4 protein-coding genes are annotated in these 18,796 nt (G+C 39.9%); all 4 read left to right on the top strand.

Features of this window, described 5'->3' with window-relative positions:
- The first annotated feature begins 25 nt into the window (after positions 1 to 25).
- Genes HDE70_RS19255 through HDE70_RS19240 form a run of 4 tightly spaced genes read left to right on the top strand, consistent with a single transcriptional unit; the run spans position 26 to position 18,775 of the window.
- Positions 26 to 3,178, top strand: coding sequence for a non-ribosomal peptide synthetase (locus tag HDE70_RS19255; RefSeq protein ID WP_183891578.1), 3,153 nt, complete (start codon positions 26 to 28; stop codon positions 3,176 to 3,178).
- A gap of 48 nt (positions 3,179 to 3,226) precedes the next feature.
- Positions 3,227 to 7,762, top strand: a complete 4,536-nt coding sequence (locus tag HDE70_RS19250) for a non-ribosomal peptide synthetase (RefSeq protein ID WP_183891577.1) — start codon at positions 3,227 to 3,229, stop codon at positions 7,760 to 7,762.
- A 1-nt stretch (position 7,763) separates the two neighbouring features.
- The gene (locus HDE70_RS19245) at positions 7,764 to 17,123 is read left to right on the top strand and encodes a non-ribosomal peptide synthetase/type I polyketide synthase (protein WP_183891576.1); all 9,360 of its coding nucleotides are present in this window, start codon (positions 7,764 to 7,766) and stop codon (positions 17,121 to 17,123) included.
- Complete coding sequence (locus HDE70_RS19240) at positions 17,123 to 18,775, top strand: condensation domain-containing protein (protein ID WP_183891575.1); 1,653 nt, start codon at positions 17,123 to 17,125, stop codon at positions 18,773 to 18,775. The genes HDE70_RS19245 and HDE70_RS19240 overlap by 1 nt, the downstream gene beginning before the upstream one ends.
- The last annotated feature ends 21 nt before the right edge of the window (positions 18,776 to 18,796 follow it).

The following is an 18,796-nucleotide window of genomic DNA, read 5'->3' as shown; positions in this document are numbered from 1 at the left end:
GCTCAAATTCAATAAACAGCAAATTATGATTTTTCAAAAAGAATTAATTCAAAGTCTTCAGCTTCATAGCAACAGCACTGCAATTGAAAATGGCAGTCAGCACATTACTTACTCACATTTATCCGCGCTTTCCAACAGTGTAACTAATTTCCTGCTGGAGCAAAAGATAGAGAAGGAAACTGTAATCGGAATACAATTAACTGATAAAGTAGATGTTATTGCTGCTGTTATTGGAGTAGTTAACGCCAGATGTACGTTTGTACTGATTGATGGAACACTCCCGGAACAGCGCTTGAAGCTATTGCTGGAAGAACTTAATTTAGAATATATCATCTGTGCTGCCGGGCGTACTATGCCAGCTGTTATTGAAAACAAGGCCACTATCCAGAAATTCTTCTACGAGCATATTTTGGAAAAAAGTCCGGGCTCAGCTATTGTTGATTTTCCGGATTATGAAGCAGATGATAGCTTATATATTTATTTTACCTCAGGCTCAACTGGTGTTCCTAAAGGGATTATTGGTAAAAACAGCAGTCTGTTACAATTTATAAAATGGGAGCTTTCTGCCTTCGATATTCAGGAAGATAGCCGTTTCAGTCAGTTCGTAAGCCCTTATTTTGACGCTTTTTTAAGAGATATTTTTGTCCCTCTATTTGCTGGTGCAACCATTTGTCTAACCCCTGTGGCAGACGATTTTTTTATTCCTGAAAACCTGATTGACTGGATAGATACTAACGAAATATCTGTTATTCACTGTGTACCCAGTCTTTTCAGGGTTTTTAACAGTGATGAGCTGACTCCTGAAAACTTCCTTCATTTGAAGCTGATCCTGATGTCGGGTGAAAAAATATTCCCTTCGGAACTGGTGGGCTGGTATGATACTTTTGAGGCAAGGATACAACTGGTTAACCTGTATGGGCCAACTGAGACGACTATGGTCAGGTCTTATTATAAAATTATTCCTGCTGATGTGCGGAAAGAAAAAATCCCAATCGGAGAGGCTATCGCGGAGACTGAATTGTTAGTGGCCAATAAAGACCTTAAACCAACCGCTAAACTGATGCCGGGTGATCTTTATGTTGTTTCTAAATATACAACTAAAGGATATCTGAACTTACCAGAACTCACCCATCAGAAATTCCTGAAAATAAACCAGGGAACAGCCGATGAAAAAATAGCTTTTAAAACAGGAGACAAAGCCAGGCTGCTGAGTGACGGCCAGGTAGATTTATTAGGCAGAGAAGACAGGCAGGTAAAACTACGGGGGATCCGGATTGAACTGGATGAAATTGAACGTGTAATTTTCAAATCCGATCTGGTTAAGAATGCGGTTGTTATCAAACATATAGAAGAAAATAATGAAGAATCGCTAATTGCTTTTGTTTTAAGAAAGGAACAGTGTGAATATGGAGAGGCGCTGAAACAAATGATACAGGATCACATGGCGGTTATTTTACCTCCTTATATGCTGCCTTCAAACTTGCTTGTGGCGAATGAATTTCCGCTGTTAAGCAATGGAAAAATAAACTATAAAGAATTGATCAATTTATTGACAGCGAGTCTGGCGGCTAAAAATAACGCAGTGACTATTCCTGTAAATGAAATTGAAAACAAACTCCTGCTCATCTGGAAAGAAATATTAGGAGAAAAAGTAATCTCTACAGCAGATACTTTTTTGATCGCTGGCGGAAATTCTCTTGGAATGATGCGCCTGATTGGCAGAATCTATAAAGAATTTAATGTGCGGCTTTCTTTAAGTCAGTTATTCAGTAACCTGACCATTCAGAAACAGACCGCTTTTATCAAACAGGCTACCAAAGATGACCGGCTAGTTATCAAAAAAGCGGAATTCAAAACGACTTATAATACTTCCTCGGCGCAGCAAAGAATATTTTATAGTTATGAACTGGACAAAGAAAGTAAAGCCTATAACTTACCAGTAGCCTGGAAGATTAAAGGGGATTTTGAAATTGGTAAGGTACAGGATATCCTGAACCAACTGATCAGCAGACATGAAAGTTTAAGAACTCAATTTAGTATTGAGGATGATAAAATAGTTCAGGTTGTTAAAGAACCGGTGGATTTTAAACTGGAAGAAATTGATGCAAACGGACAAGACTTAGCAGAAGTGATCAGCAATTTTATCAGACCTTTTGACTTAAGCCAGGCTCCTTTATTCAGGTGTGGAATTATTTCAGCAGCAAAGGATGAGCATACGATTATTGTAGATACACATCATATTGTATGCGATGGCCTTTCACAAATGAGCTTATACGAAGACTTTCTGAAGCTATACCAGGGAGTTGAATTGAAAACTCTGCCGATCCAATATAAAGATTATGCGGAATGGGAATATAGTTTCAGAGAAACGGACGAATATTTAGCGCATAGACATTTCTGGTTGAAATCCTTTGAAGGAGAATTACCAATATTGAACCTGCCTGTAACAGATCAGAGGTTGGAAATTGAAACCGGCGAAGGAGGAAAAATTGTTTTTCAGCTGGATAAAAGCGAACTGAATCCAATTATTGAAAAAATGAAGGCAGAAGATGTTACTACTTTCTCTTCCTTGTTCTCCCTGTTTTTTATCTTTTTAGCACAGCTTACCGGCCAGGATGATATCATTATTGGTGTGCCCACCTCTGGCAGGATGCAGGAAGAACTGGATGGTATGGTCGGCATGTTTATTAAAACAATGCCTATCCGTTATCAGATCAATGCTGATATGACCTTTAATGAACTATCAAAAGATATAAATTCTCACCTGGTTCAGGCAAATAGTAAACAAGTGTATGATCTGGCAGATATGATCAGCCAGTTAAACAAAACAAGGAAAGAACCATTGGAGAATTTATTCGATGTTATGTTTGTCTTCCAGAATTTTGAGGACAGCAAAGTACTTTCAGATTTTGTTGAATTTTCCGGATATGATATCGGTGAACAAGCTTCTAAATATGCTTTGGGCTTGTATTGCAGTGAAAGTGAATCCTCATTTAACTTCCAGTTCAACTACTCAAAAAATACCTTTAGCCAGCCTGCTATGGAAAATATGGTGGCTGATTTTAAAGCACTGGTTACCAGATTTGCAGAAAACAGTAATTCCAGAATTATAGAATATATAGACGGTACAGCACAAAATGATTTAATCATCGCTGATGATTTTTCTTTCAACTTCTAATCATTTCTGCACGCAACAGCTGCTCAGACTATCCTTAAATAAACAGTTATGACCCAGGTATCAACATTGGATCCCAGGACATTTAATGCAAACCGGAATTTCAAAACCAGAAATTACTGGAAGAACCGCATTGGTGACTTGTTATTAGAATCCTATTTTAAAAATGAGCTTATTGATGAAGGCAAACAGGATAAAACCTATGCTGAATATATTGTTTCTGCACCAGCGGCAGCTGATCAGTGCTTGAAATCATTAGCTGGTTCAGCTAGAGCACAACATATTGTACTACTGGCTGTGTTAGGGATATTAGTTAGAAAAACCTCCTTTTCAACAGACTGCTGCATTTTTACGCCCTTGTTTAATAGTGACAAAATAGCCGGTATTGAGCATAAGGCAATTCCGGTAAAGATCAACACGTATGAGAATCAGCGTTTTCCTGAATTTCTAACGAATCTTAAACAGGATCTGCTGAATGATTTTAATCATGCGGATTATCCTGTTGAAAATATGCTAAAACAGAAAAATTTGCACGAACTGCCTGTATTAGGTATGCTGGTTAATGAAATACAGCAACTATCGGCTTTCAATCATCTTTCCGCAGACTTGCTCTTTAATTTTAGCGTAAGTGGACCACTTTCTGTTTGTATTCAATATAACAGCAAAAGATATAGTTCAAACCTGATCAAAAGCATTGTAGAGCTGTTTTTCGGCTTACTACTTAAATTGGTGAAACAAAATGCTGATCCAATCGCTGGTATCAGGTTAATCAACGAGACAGAAGAATCCGAACAATTAAATAATCAACTGCAAGCCTATATTTTAGGTAGAGACCGGGAGTTATTACCGAAAGGACTCATTGGTGATTTATATAACGTTGAAGAAGAGCTTACAGCAAAATCTGATAAAAGAAAAATGATCAGCAATGCTGATCCGGTCAATAATCCTTATCGTCCAACAGAACTGATTTATAAAACAGGGGACCTGGCGCTGTGGAAGGAAGATGGAACACTATTGGTCACTGGTAAAAGTGAAGCGCAGTTTAATCTTATTGAAGAAGACATTGCGTCTCTATTATCAGTTAATGAAGCAATTCATCTTCCGTATGAAGCCCCATCAGATGCATTGGAAATAAGTTTACAAGGGTTATGGGCATCTATCCTAAAATTAGATAAAGAAACAATTGGTGTAAACCACAGTTTTTTTGAACTGGGCGGTCACTCGCTGAAAGCAGCAGTTTTGGTGAACCGGGTCAGTAAAGAACTTGGTGCACAACTGAAACTGAGAGATATTTTTAAAAATCAGACGATCCGGAAAATGAGCTTGCTGATTAGCAATGCTGTTCTATCGGAAGCTGTCAGCATACCGGCTGCCCCGGTTAAAGGAGCCTATGTTTTATCAGCTGCACAAAAGCGGATGTATTTTTTATATGAGCTTGATCAAAGTTCTGTGGCTTATAACATGCCGCAGTTTATCAGGCTGGAAGGCGAACTGGATACGGACCGTTTGCGTGAAGCCTTAAAAGTTTTGGTTAAACGTCATGAAAGTTTGCGTACGGTGTTTGGGATGGAGCAGGATGAGCCTGTTCAGTATATCCTGGAAGAAAGTAATTTCGAACTGATTTATACGGACCTCAAAGCATCAGCTAAAAGAGAATTAACTACAAGACTGGCTGATTTTGTTCAGCCTTTTGATCTTCAGTCCGGCCCGCTTTTACGCGCAGAATTGATCAGCATCAGCAATACCGAACATGTACTGGCTATTGATCTGCACCATATTGTAACCGATGGGGTTTCCAACGGCCTGCTGGTTCAGGATTTTATGCAGCTTTATCAAGGTCTGAACCTTACAGCTTTAGCTATTCAATACAAAGACTATTCGGAATGGCAGCAAAGTGAAGCCAGACAGAACGTACTGGCCACTCAAAAAGAATTCTGGTTAGCTGCTTATGCGGCAGAAACTAACCAATTGAACTTGCCTTCAGACTATCCGCGTCCACAGGTTAAACAGCATGAAGGGGATTGTATCAGTTTTACATTAGATAGTACAGTAACTAGTGGATTACATCAATTAGGTGGATCTGAAGGAGCTACGATGTACATGATCCTGTTATCATTTTATAACATCCTGTTAGGGAAACTAGGCAATACGGCCGATGTGGTTGTTGGCAGTCCGGTTGCGGGTCGTGAACATGCAGATCTGGAAGGAATTATGGGCATGTTTGCCAATACGCTTGCGCTGCGCAGTTATCCCGAAGGAACTAAGACTTACCGCGATTATCTGTCAGAAGTGAAACAGGTTGCTTTGCAATGTTTTGACAACCAGGGATATCAGTATGAAGACCTGGTGAGCAGCCTGAAAATTGACCGCGATACCAGCCGTAATCCTTTATTCGATGTGATGTTCTCTTATGAGAACTTTGAGAACGAAGGGTTGGAACTGCCTGGTCTGAAAATCAGCAGGCTTGATGGCGGGCATCATATTTCCAAGTTCGATCTGACTTTGTCGGCACGCCCTGGAGATGGAATGTTACACTTACAATTTGATTATAGCACTGCATTGTACAGCCACGAAAGAATTAGCCGTTATGTCGCCTATTTTCAGCGGATCGCTGCTGCGGTTCTGGCAGATACAAACACGGTGCTTTCCGCTATCAACTTGCTGAGTGAAGAAGAAGAAAAAGAACAATTAGAAATATTTAATCATACTACAGTACCGTATCCGCAAGATAAAACGCTGATCGATTTATTTCAGGAGCAAGCAGAGAAGACACCAGACCATATCGCCCTGCGCTGTGCTTCGGGTACCCTGAGTTATAAAGAATTTAGTAAGAGAACCGATCAGTTTGCAACGTATTTGGGTGGTGTTACGGGGGTAAAACCCGGCGAACTGGTCGGAATCTTATTGGAAAGAGAAGAATACCTGATGTTATCCATTTATGGGATATTGAAAGCGGGTGCAGCCTATGTGCCAATTGACCCACACTCACCCGCAGACCGGATCAATGCCATTATTTCGGTTTCGGGGATCAGTGCGCTGATCAGCCGTGGTCGTTATTATCAGGATAAAGACATTGTTATAGCAGGAAAAATAGTTGATCTGGATGACCGTGAAATTGAAATCAACCAACAAACAGCCGCTGTAAGACCTCCGCAATGCAGTACCAGTCTTGCCTATGTAATTTATACTTCTGGCTCAACAGGCGTACCTAAAGGGGTGATGATTGAACATCATTCGGTAGTTAACAGGCTGATATGGATGCAAAAGATGTACCCGATCAATGAAACTGATGTCCTGCTTCAGAAAACCCCTGTTGTATTTGATGTGTCGGTCTGGGAACTTTTCTGGTGGTCATTTACCGGAGCCTCTTTATGCCTTTTACGTCCCGGGGCAGAAAAAGAGCCAGAAGAACTGATTTCAGAGATCGCAGCTAATAAGATTACGGTACTTCACTTTGTACCACCCATGTTGCAAGCATTTCTGCAATTTCTGGACAAAGAGCCTATACTTAAAAAAGTAGCCAGTGTAAATAAAGTATTTGCCAGTGGAGAAGCGCTGAAACCTGAACAAGTACAAGGTTTCAAAAAGACAATGCATAAGGCCAATGGCAGCAGGCTGATCAATTTATATGGCCCTACTGAAGCTACAGTTGATGTTAGTTATCACGAAATAGATTTTGGGGCCACCAATACGCTCATCCCTATCGGCAGGCCAATTGATAATATCCGCTTATATATTGTGGATCAATATAACAAGCTGGTTCCAAAAGGTGTAAATGGTGAACTCTGTATTGCAGGAGTTGGACTGGCCAGAGGTTATCTGAACAGCGAAGAGCTGACTGCACAGAAATTCATCGCTAACCCATGGGAACCCGGAGCACGTCTTTATAGAACAGGTGATGTCGCTTACTGGCAGGAAACGGGAGAAATTGCTTATACCGGAAGGATCGATTTTCAGGTCAAACTCAGAGGTTACCGGATCGATTGCGGAGAGATCGAAAGTCACCTGCAAAACTATCCGGGACTACAGGAACCCGTAGTCCTGCTCAAAGAAGATGGAGATACAAAATACCTGGTCGCATATTATGTGTCATCAGCAGCAATTGAACAAAGCCTTTTAGTGAACTATCTGTCAGAAAAGGTTCCCCCTTATATGATTCCGTCATGCTATGTACAGCTGGATAAATTACCACTCACCACGAGTGGTAAACTGGATAGAAAAGCATTACCACAACCACAAATTCAATTCAAAGAGGAATATACAGCAGCCACCAATGAAATAGAAGAGAAATTAATACAAATCTGGTCTGGTATCTTGAAAATTGATAAAAACCTGATTAGTATCCATGCTAATTTCTTTGAACTCGGTGGTCACTCCATTAATATTTTAACCTTATCCAGAGTGGTATCTGAAGAATTTAAATGCCATATCTCAGTCGCAAAAATGTTCGGCTTACCGACTATAAAAAGTATAGAAGCTTTTATAGCACAAGGTGAACAAGACGTGAAAAAGATGGCCGTAAACATTGATAAAACACTAGATGAAGCACACGCTAATTTAGATCTGATAAATAATTTAATTAACTAAGATGAAAGAGTACACAGGATTAGAAATCGCTATTATAGGAATGTCTGGCAGATTTCCCGGAGCAAATGATCTGGAAACTTTTTGGAATAATCTGAAAAATGGAGTGGAATCAGTAAGCTTTTTTACTGATGAGCAACTGAAAAATTCCGGTGAAGATCAGTCCGTTATAGACGACCCATTGTATGTAAAAGCAAATAGCTTTATCAAGGACAAAAACCACTTTGATTCCTCGTTTTTTAATTACAGACCTAATGAAGCCAGAATGATGGATCCGCAACTGCGGATTTTTCATGAATGTGTTTGGGAAGCGCTGGAAGATGCTGCGGTTAATGTAAATGATGAAAAGAACAAAGTTGGCATTTTTGCCGGGGCAGCGACCAATGTGAACTGGCAGGTCTATTCAGAGCTGATTAATAAAGAAGGCCTGGTAGATGACTATACGGCTTCACAAGTAAGTAACGCCCGGTTTCTAACCACTAAATTATCTTATTTCCTGAATTCAAAAGGCCCTTCGGTTTTTCTGGATACCGCTTGTTCGACTTCACTGGTTGCCGTTCATCAGGCCTGTAGAAGTTTATTATTTGCGGACTGTAATATTGCAATTGCAGGTGGGGTAAGAATCACGAATAAAGCTGAAAAAGGATATAAATATACCGAAGGAATGATCCACTCTAAAGACGGACATTGCAAAGCGTTTGACGCGGATGCCAATGGAACGATCAGTGGTGAAGGAGCAGGTGTAGTGATCCTGAAAACATTAAAGAATGCCATTAAAGATGGAGATCATATCTGGGCTATCATTAAAGGAGGCGGTATTAACAACGACGGCAATCATAAAGTCAGCTATACCGCACCTTCTGTTGACGGCCAGACTGAGGTGATTATGATGGCTCAAAAATGGGCTAAAGTAGAACCAGAAAGTATCGGAATGATTGAAGCGCACGGTACTGGAACTAATTTGGGTGATCCGATAGAAATAGAAGGCCTGAAACAAGCCTTCAATACCGATAAACGTCAATATTGTGCCATTGGTTCTGTAAAAACAAATATTGGTCACCTGGATTCAGCTGCGGGGATTGCTGGATTAATCAAAGCTGTATTGTCGATTAAACATCGTCAGTTGCCTCCAAGTCTTCATTATAAAACTCCGAATCCTAAAATTGATTTCCAGGCAAGTCCTTTCTATGTGAATACCACTTTAAGGAATTGGGAAAGTACTCAATATCCATTGCGTGCAGGGGTAAGCTCATTCGGTATCGGTGGTACGAATGCGCATATCATTCTGGAAGAGGCGCCTGAAGCTGTGGCTTCGGATGCAGGACGTGAACAACACTTATTATTATTTTCAGGAAAGAATGAGGAAGCGTTGAAACGCAACCTTGAAAAATATAAAACTTACTTTACACAGCACCCGGATGCTAAATTAGCGGACCTATCTTATACCCTTCAAACAGGCCGTTCGCATTTCAATTACCGTAAAAGTCTGGTTTGCAGTACAGCCGATGAAGCATTAGAAGCTTTAGACGAAGATGAACTTCATTTACAGGCTGTTTCCGCTGGTAAACAACCACTGGTATTCATGTTTAGTGGTCAGGGCTCACAATATACCGGAATGTACCAGGAGCTTTACGAAAATGAAGCTGTTTTTCGTTCCGCAGCAGATGCGTGTTTCGCAATTGCGGCTAAACAGTCAAACATGGATCTGAAGGCGGTAATTTATCCGGAAGGAACCAGTGCATTGAATATCAATGATACTTGTTATGCTCAGCCTGCTCTTTTTATCATGGAGTATGCATTGAGCTGTTTGTTATTGCATTGGGGAATTAAACCTGCAATGCTGATCGGACACAGCATAGGTGAATATGTAGCTGCCTGTATCAGTGGGGTGTTGAGCATGGAAGATGCTTTGAAACTGGTGATTAAGCGTGGAGCTTTAATGCAGCAGGTAAAAAAGGGTCAGATGTTAAGTGTCTCAATCTCAGAACCGGAATTAAGAGACTTGTTAAAAGACGAGCCTGCGATTTCTCTTGCGGCAGTCAATAGCAGCAGTTTAAGTGTGGTTTCTGGTGAAGAAGAACCTTTGATGGCCTTTGCAACTAAACTCACTACATCAGGTTATAAAAATAAAGTATTGCATACTTCCCATGCCTTTCATTCGTGGATGATGGATGGGATTTTAGCGGAGTTCGAAAAAGCATTTGAAGGCATTAATTTTAAACCGCAACAAATTCCGGTGATCTCTAACCTGACTGGTGAGCCAGCAAAGGATAGTGAAATGGGAAGCCCGGCTTACTGGGTGAAACACCTGAGAAATGAAGTCCGCTTCAGTGCAGGCGCCGGACATATCCTGCAACAGGAACAGGCGGTTTTTATCGAATTAGGGCCAGGAAACGCACTTTCTACTTTTGTACGTTCTCACCAGAGCCGCACCCGTCAGCACAAAGTGATCAGTATGATCAGCAGCGCTGCACAAGTACATCAGGACCAGAAACAAGTGCTCAAAGGAATGGGAGAACTGTGGCAGCAAGGAATAGACATCGACTGGGCAGCTTATTATCAGGATGAACAAAGACAAAAAATGGCCTTACCTGCTTATTCATTTGATAAAATAGCTTATCCCGTAAATGTGGATGCTTTCAAAATGATAACAGGAATGATTAACGAGAACCAACCCGCCTATACGGATGAACAGGCTTCTGCTGTTACTCAGGAACTTCTGCTGACTACAGAAAATCATACAACCAGCAAACCAATGCTGGAAGAACTGGTAGAAATATGGAAAGACTTTTTTGGTAAAAATGATATCCTTGCAACAGACGATTTCTTTGAAATAGGAGGTGATTCCCTGAAAGCATTAACGATGGTTGCCCGTTTACACAAAGTATACCAGGTAAATATTTCCATCAAAGAGTTTTTCAATCATGCTACTATCAAAAAACTGGCTGAATATATTGAACTGCTTAAAGAGGGGCAGGAAGAAACCGGTTATACAGCGATTACAAAATCACCAGAAAAAGACCTTTATCATTTAAGTTCTGCACAAAGACGTTTATACTTCCTTTATGAATTTGATAAAAATTCACTCGCTTATAATATGCTACAGACCGTTACACTTAACGGTAAGCTGGATAGAGACAAACTAACCAGCGTATTTAATAAACTGATTGAAAGACATGAAAGTCTGAGAACAACTTTCCAGCTCACTAACGAAGAGCCTATGCAGCAAATTGCTGAGCAGGTTAACTTTGGTGTCGACTATTTCCAGCCTGGTGAAAAAACTACGGACCAGCTGATTCAGGAATTTGTAAAACCTTTTGACCTGAATAATGACCTGTTGATCAGGGTAGGGATTATTGAATTGGCTCAGGATAGTCATCTGCTGATGCTTGATATGCACCACATTATTTCGGACGGTGTATCACAGGGTATTTTGATCAAAGACTTTATGTCCTTGTACAATGATGAAGAGTTACAACCCTTACAAATACAATATAAAGACTTTGCTGAATGGCAGCATGGCGATTTGCAGAAAGAAAATATATCCAGACAGAAAGATTTCTGGCTGAATGAATTTGCAACACCTGTAAAAGCACTTGAATTACCAGCGGACTATACCCGTCCGGCTGTAAAAGATTATGATGGTAACGTGATCCATTTTGAAATCAGCAGTAGTGAATCGGCTCAATTGAAAGCTATTGCAGAGGCAGAAGGCAGTACAATGTTCATGCTCTTGCTTTCCTTATACAATATCTTGTTGTGTAAATTAAGCGGGCAGGAGGATGTCGTAGTTGGAGTTCCATCCGCAGGACGTACACACAGTGATCTGGAAAACCTGATTGGAATGTTTGTTAACATCGTTCCGATAAGAAATAATCTGGAAGGCACATTCAGCTTTAAGGAGTTTCTGTCCAATGTGAAAAATAAAGTGCTGACTTGTTTTGATAACCAGGATTATACTTATGATTCCTTAGTCGATGACCTGAAGATTGATCGCAATACCAGTCATAACATGCTGTTTGAAGCAGTATTTTCTTTTGAGAATTTCGGCGCAGCGGAACTTAAAATACCTGGTATGGAATTACAACCTTATCAGTTTAGCAGACCTGTTTCCAAGTTTGATATCAGCTTAACTGCTGTACAGGCTCAGGAAAATCTATCTTTCCAATTTGAATATTCTACCAGTCTTTTTAGTACGGATACCATACTGAAATTTATTGACGCCTTTAGATGTCTGATTTCACAAGTGGCGGTTAACCCGGCAATGCAGCTTGCTAAGCTGGAATTTGTGCAAGCAGCTGAGAAAGCAAAATTACTACAGCAACTGAATTATACAAATGTGGATTACCCTGTGGATAAAACAGTAGTAGACCTTTTTGAAGCGCAGGTGAGTCAAACTCCGGATGCTGTTGCTGTAGACTGTTATGGAACCAGCCTGACTTACAAAGAGCTGAATGCAAAAGCAAATCAGCTCAGTCACGACTTAATCAATAAAGGCGTTAAAGCTAACACGATAGTTGCCCTGTTTATTGATCGCTCAATAGATATGATCATCAGTATTCTGGCCATCATCAAAGCAGGAGGAGCCTATCTGCCCCTGGATATTGATGCACCCGAAGAAAGAAATAAACTGTTGCTGGAAGACTCTGCAACCTCACTGCTGATCACCACAACCGATTTGTCAGACAGGCTGGATACTACTGTGGAAAGAATTTACACCAATACATTTTTGGGTAAATCAACAGACCGCTATAATCCGCTGATTGCAAGAAGCAATACTAATTTGTGTTATATTATTTATACTTCTGGTACTACCGGAAGGCCGAAAGGGGTGATGGTGAACTACGGTAACCTGATGAGTATTCTGGCCAATGAACAGTTCCAGTTTGACTTTAATCCGACCGATGTATGGACCATGTTCCATAGATATTGCTTTGATGTCAGCGTGTGGGAAATGTATGGTTCGCTGTTATATGGTGGTAAACTGGTCATTGTATCTAAACAAGACAGTATCGATCCTGAAGCATTCCTGAATATCATTAAAGAAAAGGAAGTTACCGTTTTATGCCAGACGCCTACTGCCTTTTACAACCTGATGCAACAGGAAATGGAAGAACATGATGTACAACTAAAACTCAGATATATCATCTTTGCAGGTGAGCAGTTAAATGTCAGAAAACTAGCTTACTGGGCCAATAAATATCCGGCTGCAAAGCTGATCAATATGTATGGCATTACAGAAACAACCATTCACAATACTTATAAAGAAATCACTTTACAGGATATAGCTGCGGGGATCAGTAATGTGGGTAAACCATTGCCAGCACTGTCCGGTTATATTCTGGATAAGGATATGAATATAGTGCCCGAAGGTTTTTCGGGAGAACTGTATGTTGGTGGTAAAGGAGTAACCAGAGGTTATATCAATAATGTCGAACTCACGCATCAGCGCTTTATCAATAACCCTTTTCAGGAAGGCGACAGGCTTTATAAATCCGGAGATGGTGTTCGTTTAATGGCTACCGGAGAACTGGAATATAAAGGCAGACTGGATAACCAGATTCAGCTGAAAGGTTTCAGAATTGAACTTGGGGAAATTGAAAATGCACTGATCAAATACAGGTTTATCAGGGAGGCTAAAGTAGTACATCAGGAAAATAACGGGGAACCTTATTTAACTGCCTATTACATTGCTGATACAGAAATAGCCCCGGCACATTTGAGAAGTATTATGGCAGAAAGTATTCCGCTGTATATGATTCCTTCTTACTTTATCAGGATTGCGCAAATGCCGCTCACGGTTAACGGTAAAATTGATACTTCCAGATTACCTGCACCACAAATTGACCTGGTAAAAGATTATGTGCCAGCGACCACGCTGAATGAAATGAAGCTTAGTGAAATCTGGATGAGGATTCTTAATCTTTCCCGCATCGGAATTACAGATAATTACTTTGCCGTTGGCGGAGACTCTATCAAAGCAATACGCTTAATCAACCTGGTTAATAAAGAACTGGCGGTCAGGATCAGAATAATTGATTTATACAATCATCAAACTATTAAACAGCTATCAGAATTTGTAGCTGGTGTTAAATCTGATAGTGATAAACAATACTATCAGGAAGCAGACGCAGAACTTAAATCATTCCAGGAGAATTACCTCGGTAAAAATCCAGATGCAAGAATTGAGGCTGTTTACCCGATGAGCAACATTGAAAAAGGAATGTGTTTTGTGCAAATGAAACATCCTGAAGATGTGTTGTACTATGAACAACTGGCCTGGCCAATCTATTATGAAAACTTTAACCATGAACTGGTTAAAAAGGCCCTGCAACTACTTACTGAAAAACACTCGGCACTCAGAACAGCTTTTGATCTGAATGAATTTGCCCATATTGTTTACAAAGAAGTACCTATCCATTTGCCTTATTCAGATCTCAGTGACTTATCAAAAGAGGAGCAACAAGAGCTGATCAGCGCAGCAATGACCACAGCGAGAAACGAAAGTTTTGACCTGACAACTGCTCCGCTCTGGAAGATGGGGGTTTATAAATTAGGCCATAATGAACATTTTATGACCTTTGATAACCACCACGCGATCAGCGATGGATGGAGTATCTCCACTTTCTTAAATGAGCTGAACAACACTTATATCGAACTTGTTGAGGATCATCAGTATAAACCTGAATTGCTGCAAAGCAATTACAGAAACTTTATCACTGAAGAACTGGTCTATGAGAAAAACCCGGATAATCTCAACTACTGGAGCAAAGAACTGGAAGGATTTAAAAAAGTATCATTCGGTATAAACAGCAATAAAAAAGAATACAGATCATTACGCAGCCCAATAGAAAGTGTATTGTATGATAAACTTCAGCTGCTGGCCGAAAAGAGAAATAACAGCTTAAAGAATCTGTTTTTTGCAGCCTTTGCTTATACAGTGAGCACACTGAATTATGAAAGTGACATCACGACCGGTATGGTTACCTTTAACCGTTCTATCGGAGAAGATGGTGAAAAAGTGTTTGGTAACTTCTTAAACACTATTCCAGTGCGGTTGAAGTTTGAAAATGGCATGACCAGTCAAAATCTGCTCGATACAGTAGAGCGTAAATTGCTTGAAATCAAACCTTATGACAGAGCATCCCTGTTTAATATTAACAGGGCGCTGGGTGCGGCTGAGTACACAGAAAATCCGATTTCAGATATACTCTTCAATTATACTGATTTCCACTCTTCTTATGAATTACGCTTACAAAAAGAAAGTAAAGATGAATCAACGCTTGAAGTTGATAACTATATCAGAGGACATACTTTATTTGATGTAAATATTAAAAAAGATCATGAAGGATGTTCGATCAGTTATGCCTATGTCTCTTCATTCATCAGCAATGAGCTTGTGCATAAATTCAACGAAGTTTATCTGAATATCTTAAACTTCTTTACGGACAACTATCAAACTGAATTAAGAGCAGAAAGCTTGATTGGTGCACAGGAATCTGCCAGGTTAATCCACGAGTTTAACCATACAGATGCGGTTTTTCCTGCTGAAAAAACAATTATTGACCTGTTCAGGGAAAATGTAATTAAATATCCTGAACGCGTGGCTGTAGTAACTGATGCTAAAGAATTGACTTATGCAGAGCTGGACAGGAAATCTACGGTACTGGCTGATTATCTCCGGAAAAAAGTACCTGGTCAGAATGCCGTGATTGGTATTGCCGTATTACGCTCCTTCGAGATGATGATCGGTATTTTGGGAATTCTGAAAGCAGGACATGCTTATCTGCCAATTGATACCAACAATCCGGAAGAGAGAAATAAATATATTCTTGAAAATGCGGCTGTAAAACTGCTGCTCACCGAAACTGTATTTGTCTATAACTTTAGAGAAGGACCGGAGGTTATTGATCTTGTACAGCTGGATATGGATACTGAAGCAGTAGAATTCATGAACCTGGCCACTCCAAAGGATATCGCTTATGTGATTTATACCTCAGGATCAACAGGACGTCCAAAAGGAGTAGCTATTGCGCACGAATCTCTGGTCAACAGGATCAACTGGATGCAGAAAGCCTATCCGATTACCAATGAAGACGTTATTTTACAGAAAACGCCTTTTACATTTGACGTCTCTGTCTGGGAACTCTTCTGGCCGCTGATGATGGGTGCTAAATTAATCATGCTGGAACCTGAAGGAGAAAAGAACCCATGGACTATCGTTGATGCGATTGTGCCAAATAAAGTTTCTGTCATGCACTTTGTGCCTTCTATGCTGAATATCTTTCTGAGATATGTAAACAGAGAAGACTTTAGTATAACCAGGTTAAAAACCTTAAAATATGTTTTTGCCAGCGGAGAAGCTTTACCAGTACAACTAGCTAATAGGTTCAATCAGATCGTTTATCAGCAAACTAATACCAAACTCGTTAATTTATATGGCCCGACAGAGGCGACTGTTGATGTAAGTTATTTTGATTGTCAATCTGATGAGCAGTTAACCTGCGTGCCGATTGGTAAACCTATTGATAATATCAAGTTACATGTACTGGATAAAAACTATCAATTGTTACCAGTTGGAATAGCTGGGGAGTTATGTATCTCAGGGGTAGGATTAGCCAGGGGTTATGTTAATAACCCAGCGCTTACTGCTGAAAAATTTATTATCAATCCATTAAACGCAGCAGAGCGTTTATATAAAACCGGAGACCTGGCCAGATGGCTTGAAGACGGTAATATTGAATATCTCGGCCGTATTGATGATCAGGTTAAGATCAGAGGATTCCGTATTGAATTGGGGGAAATTGAAAATCAACTCTCTAAACATGAATTGATTCAGAAAGCGGCCGTAATTGTTAAAGAAAAAGAGGGAGATAAAAACTTAGTAGCCTACTATATAGCTAAAAATGATATTTCAGACCTGAAAGGTTATTTAGCAGCAGAGTTGCCGGAATATATGATTCCCGCTTATTTTATTCGCCTGGATGCGATGCCGGTTACAGCCAATGGCAAGTTAAACCGGGCAGCATTGCCTGATCCCGAAATTACAACAGTTAATACTTACGAGAAACCTTCGGGTATCACAGAAGAAAAACTGGTTGAAATATGGGCAGAGGTCTTAAAACTGGAGAAAGAAAGGATTGGCATCACCTCAAATTTCTTTGAACTTGGGGGACACTCTTTAAAAGCACTCGAACTGATCAATTGCATCTTTAAAGAACTGCATGTGGAATTCCCCTTAAAAGAAGTATTTAAGCGCCTAAACATCAAGTTGATGGCCGAGTATATTGATGTCAATCTATGGCTGAATAAAGCAGATGAAATTGAAATTGATGGATCGGATAAATTGGAGGTAACTATCTGATGGAGAAACTACTTTATAAGCTGAAATGCAAGGAGATTGAAATCAATGTAGTAGATGATCAGCTCAAATTAAACCTGCCTCATCAGCTGGACTGCACTGAAATTCTGGCCGAGGTCAGACAGAATAAAGAAGCCCTGATTGCATTTATAAAGAATGCACAAGGCCGTAATAATCCTGATCAAACTGATTGCTGGTTTGATAAAAAGGAAATAGCAGGGCTTAATTTATTAGATAAGAAGGACTTTTATGAAGTTGTACATCAGCAAAGAAAGGAATATGTACGCTCCCTGATTATTGGTAAATATGCTTACAATCTGAATTTTTATACTCAGGTGGAAGTATTAAATACTGAGATCATGCGCAAAGTGATTAATACCCTGGTGGAACGTCATGAAAGCCTGAGAACTTATATGGTCTTGTCTGATGGAAAGGTCTATCAGGGAATATATGATATGATCCCTGCCGATTTTGAAATTGGTTACCTGAACCTGTTGGAAGAACAGGATGAACAGGCTAAAAATGCAAAGCTTTGTACACAGGCCTACGATATTTTATTTGACTTTCAGAAGCAGCCATTAATGGCTTTCACGATGGTTGACTATGCCGAAAACATACATGGCGTAGCGGTAACCCTGCATCATACCATCGCAGATGAGGCTTCAGTGAAAATACTTAAAACTGAAATTGAGCTGCTGTATAAAGCCTTTCTAAAAGGAGAACCCAATCCATTACCTGCGTTGAAACTTCAATATAAAGAATATGCTGCCTGGGTAAATGATTTTTTGCAAAGCGGGAAGGGCTTGAAATCTAAAAACTTCTATACCCAAAAGATCTCTGAAAGTATCAAGCTGAATAAAGCACGTAAAGCTAAACACCAAAACATAAATCCGGCGCTAATTTCAAGTCCTGCAAAATCTTACAGGCAACAACTGCAAAGTGAAATTAAAAAATACTTATTGACAGCAGATACAGACCGGTTTTTTGAAGCAGAAGGTACCATCACCAATATCTATGTGCAACCAGGTGCTTCATTTGTGACTTATATCCAGGCACCTGTATTGCAACGGCTGCGGAAGTTTTCTACACAATGTGAATCCAGTTTATATATGACTTTTACAGCGCTGTTTGCAGTACTGTTCCACAAAGTTGAAGAGCTGGCAAGCGTCAGGTTCAGCCTGCCTTATACCACCAGGGTCTTTAAAGAATTTGAACCGATCATTGGCTGGTTAACCTCAGAAATCATTACTTGTGTAGAGATGAACGAGGAGCTGACCATCAGAGATCTTGTCAAAACAGTCACCAACAACGTGCTTGAAGCTGCCGATCATCGTTTTTATGCGCATGAAATGATCATGAAAGATCTGGATATTCAACTGAACGATTTATCGCCAGTTTTACTCAACTTTATTAGCTCACAAGATCTTTTAGTAGAAGATCTTACCCCTCATCATGACGATTTCGGTTCCGGACATTTTAATTTCAAATGTACGATCCGCGAACATACCAATTGTGTTTCTCTGAGTATCCAATATAATACGGAAATCTATACCGCAGAAAAAATAGAAGAGATGCTGAATATCTACTTTAAACTTATTGATTCAGTACTCCAGTACAGTGAATTGCCGCTCTCTTCATTTATTAAAACAGTATAGCTGTACACACCCTTACTAAAA

The sequence above is a fragment of the Pedobacter cryoconitis genome, from assembly GCF_014200595.1.
In the GTDB taxonomy this organism is placed as follows: domain Bacteria; phylum Bacteroidota; class Bacteroidia; order Sphingobacteriales; family Sphingobacteriaceae; genus Pedobacter; species Pedobacter cryoconitis_C.
Note: the sequence above shows the minus strand (reverse complement) of the source record. Positions and strands in the feature narration are given on the sequence as shown.

Excerpts from the sequence above, each read along its gene's own strand:
- HDE70_RS19255 (WP_183891578.1), top strand. The coding sequence starts at position 26 with ATGATTTTTCAAAAAGAATTAATTCAAAGTCTTCAGCTTCATAGCAAC.
- HDE70_RS19250 (WP_183891577.1), top strand. The coding sequence starts at position 3,227 with ATGACCCAGGTATCAACATTGGATCCCAGGACATTTAATGCAAACCGG.
- HDE70_RS19245 (WP_183891576.1), top strand. The coding sequence starts at position 7,764 with ATGAAAGAGTACACAGGATTAGAAATCGCTATTATAGGAATGTCTGGC.
- HDE70_RS19240 (WP_183891575.1), top strand. The coding sequence starts at position 17,123 with ATGGAGAAACTACTTTATAAGCTGAAATGCAAGGAGATTGAAATCAAT.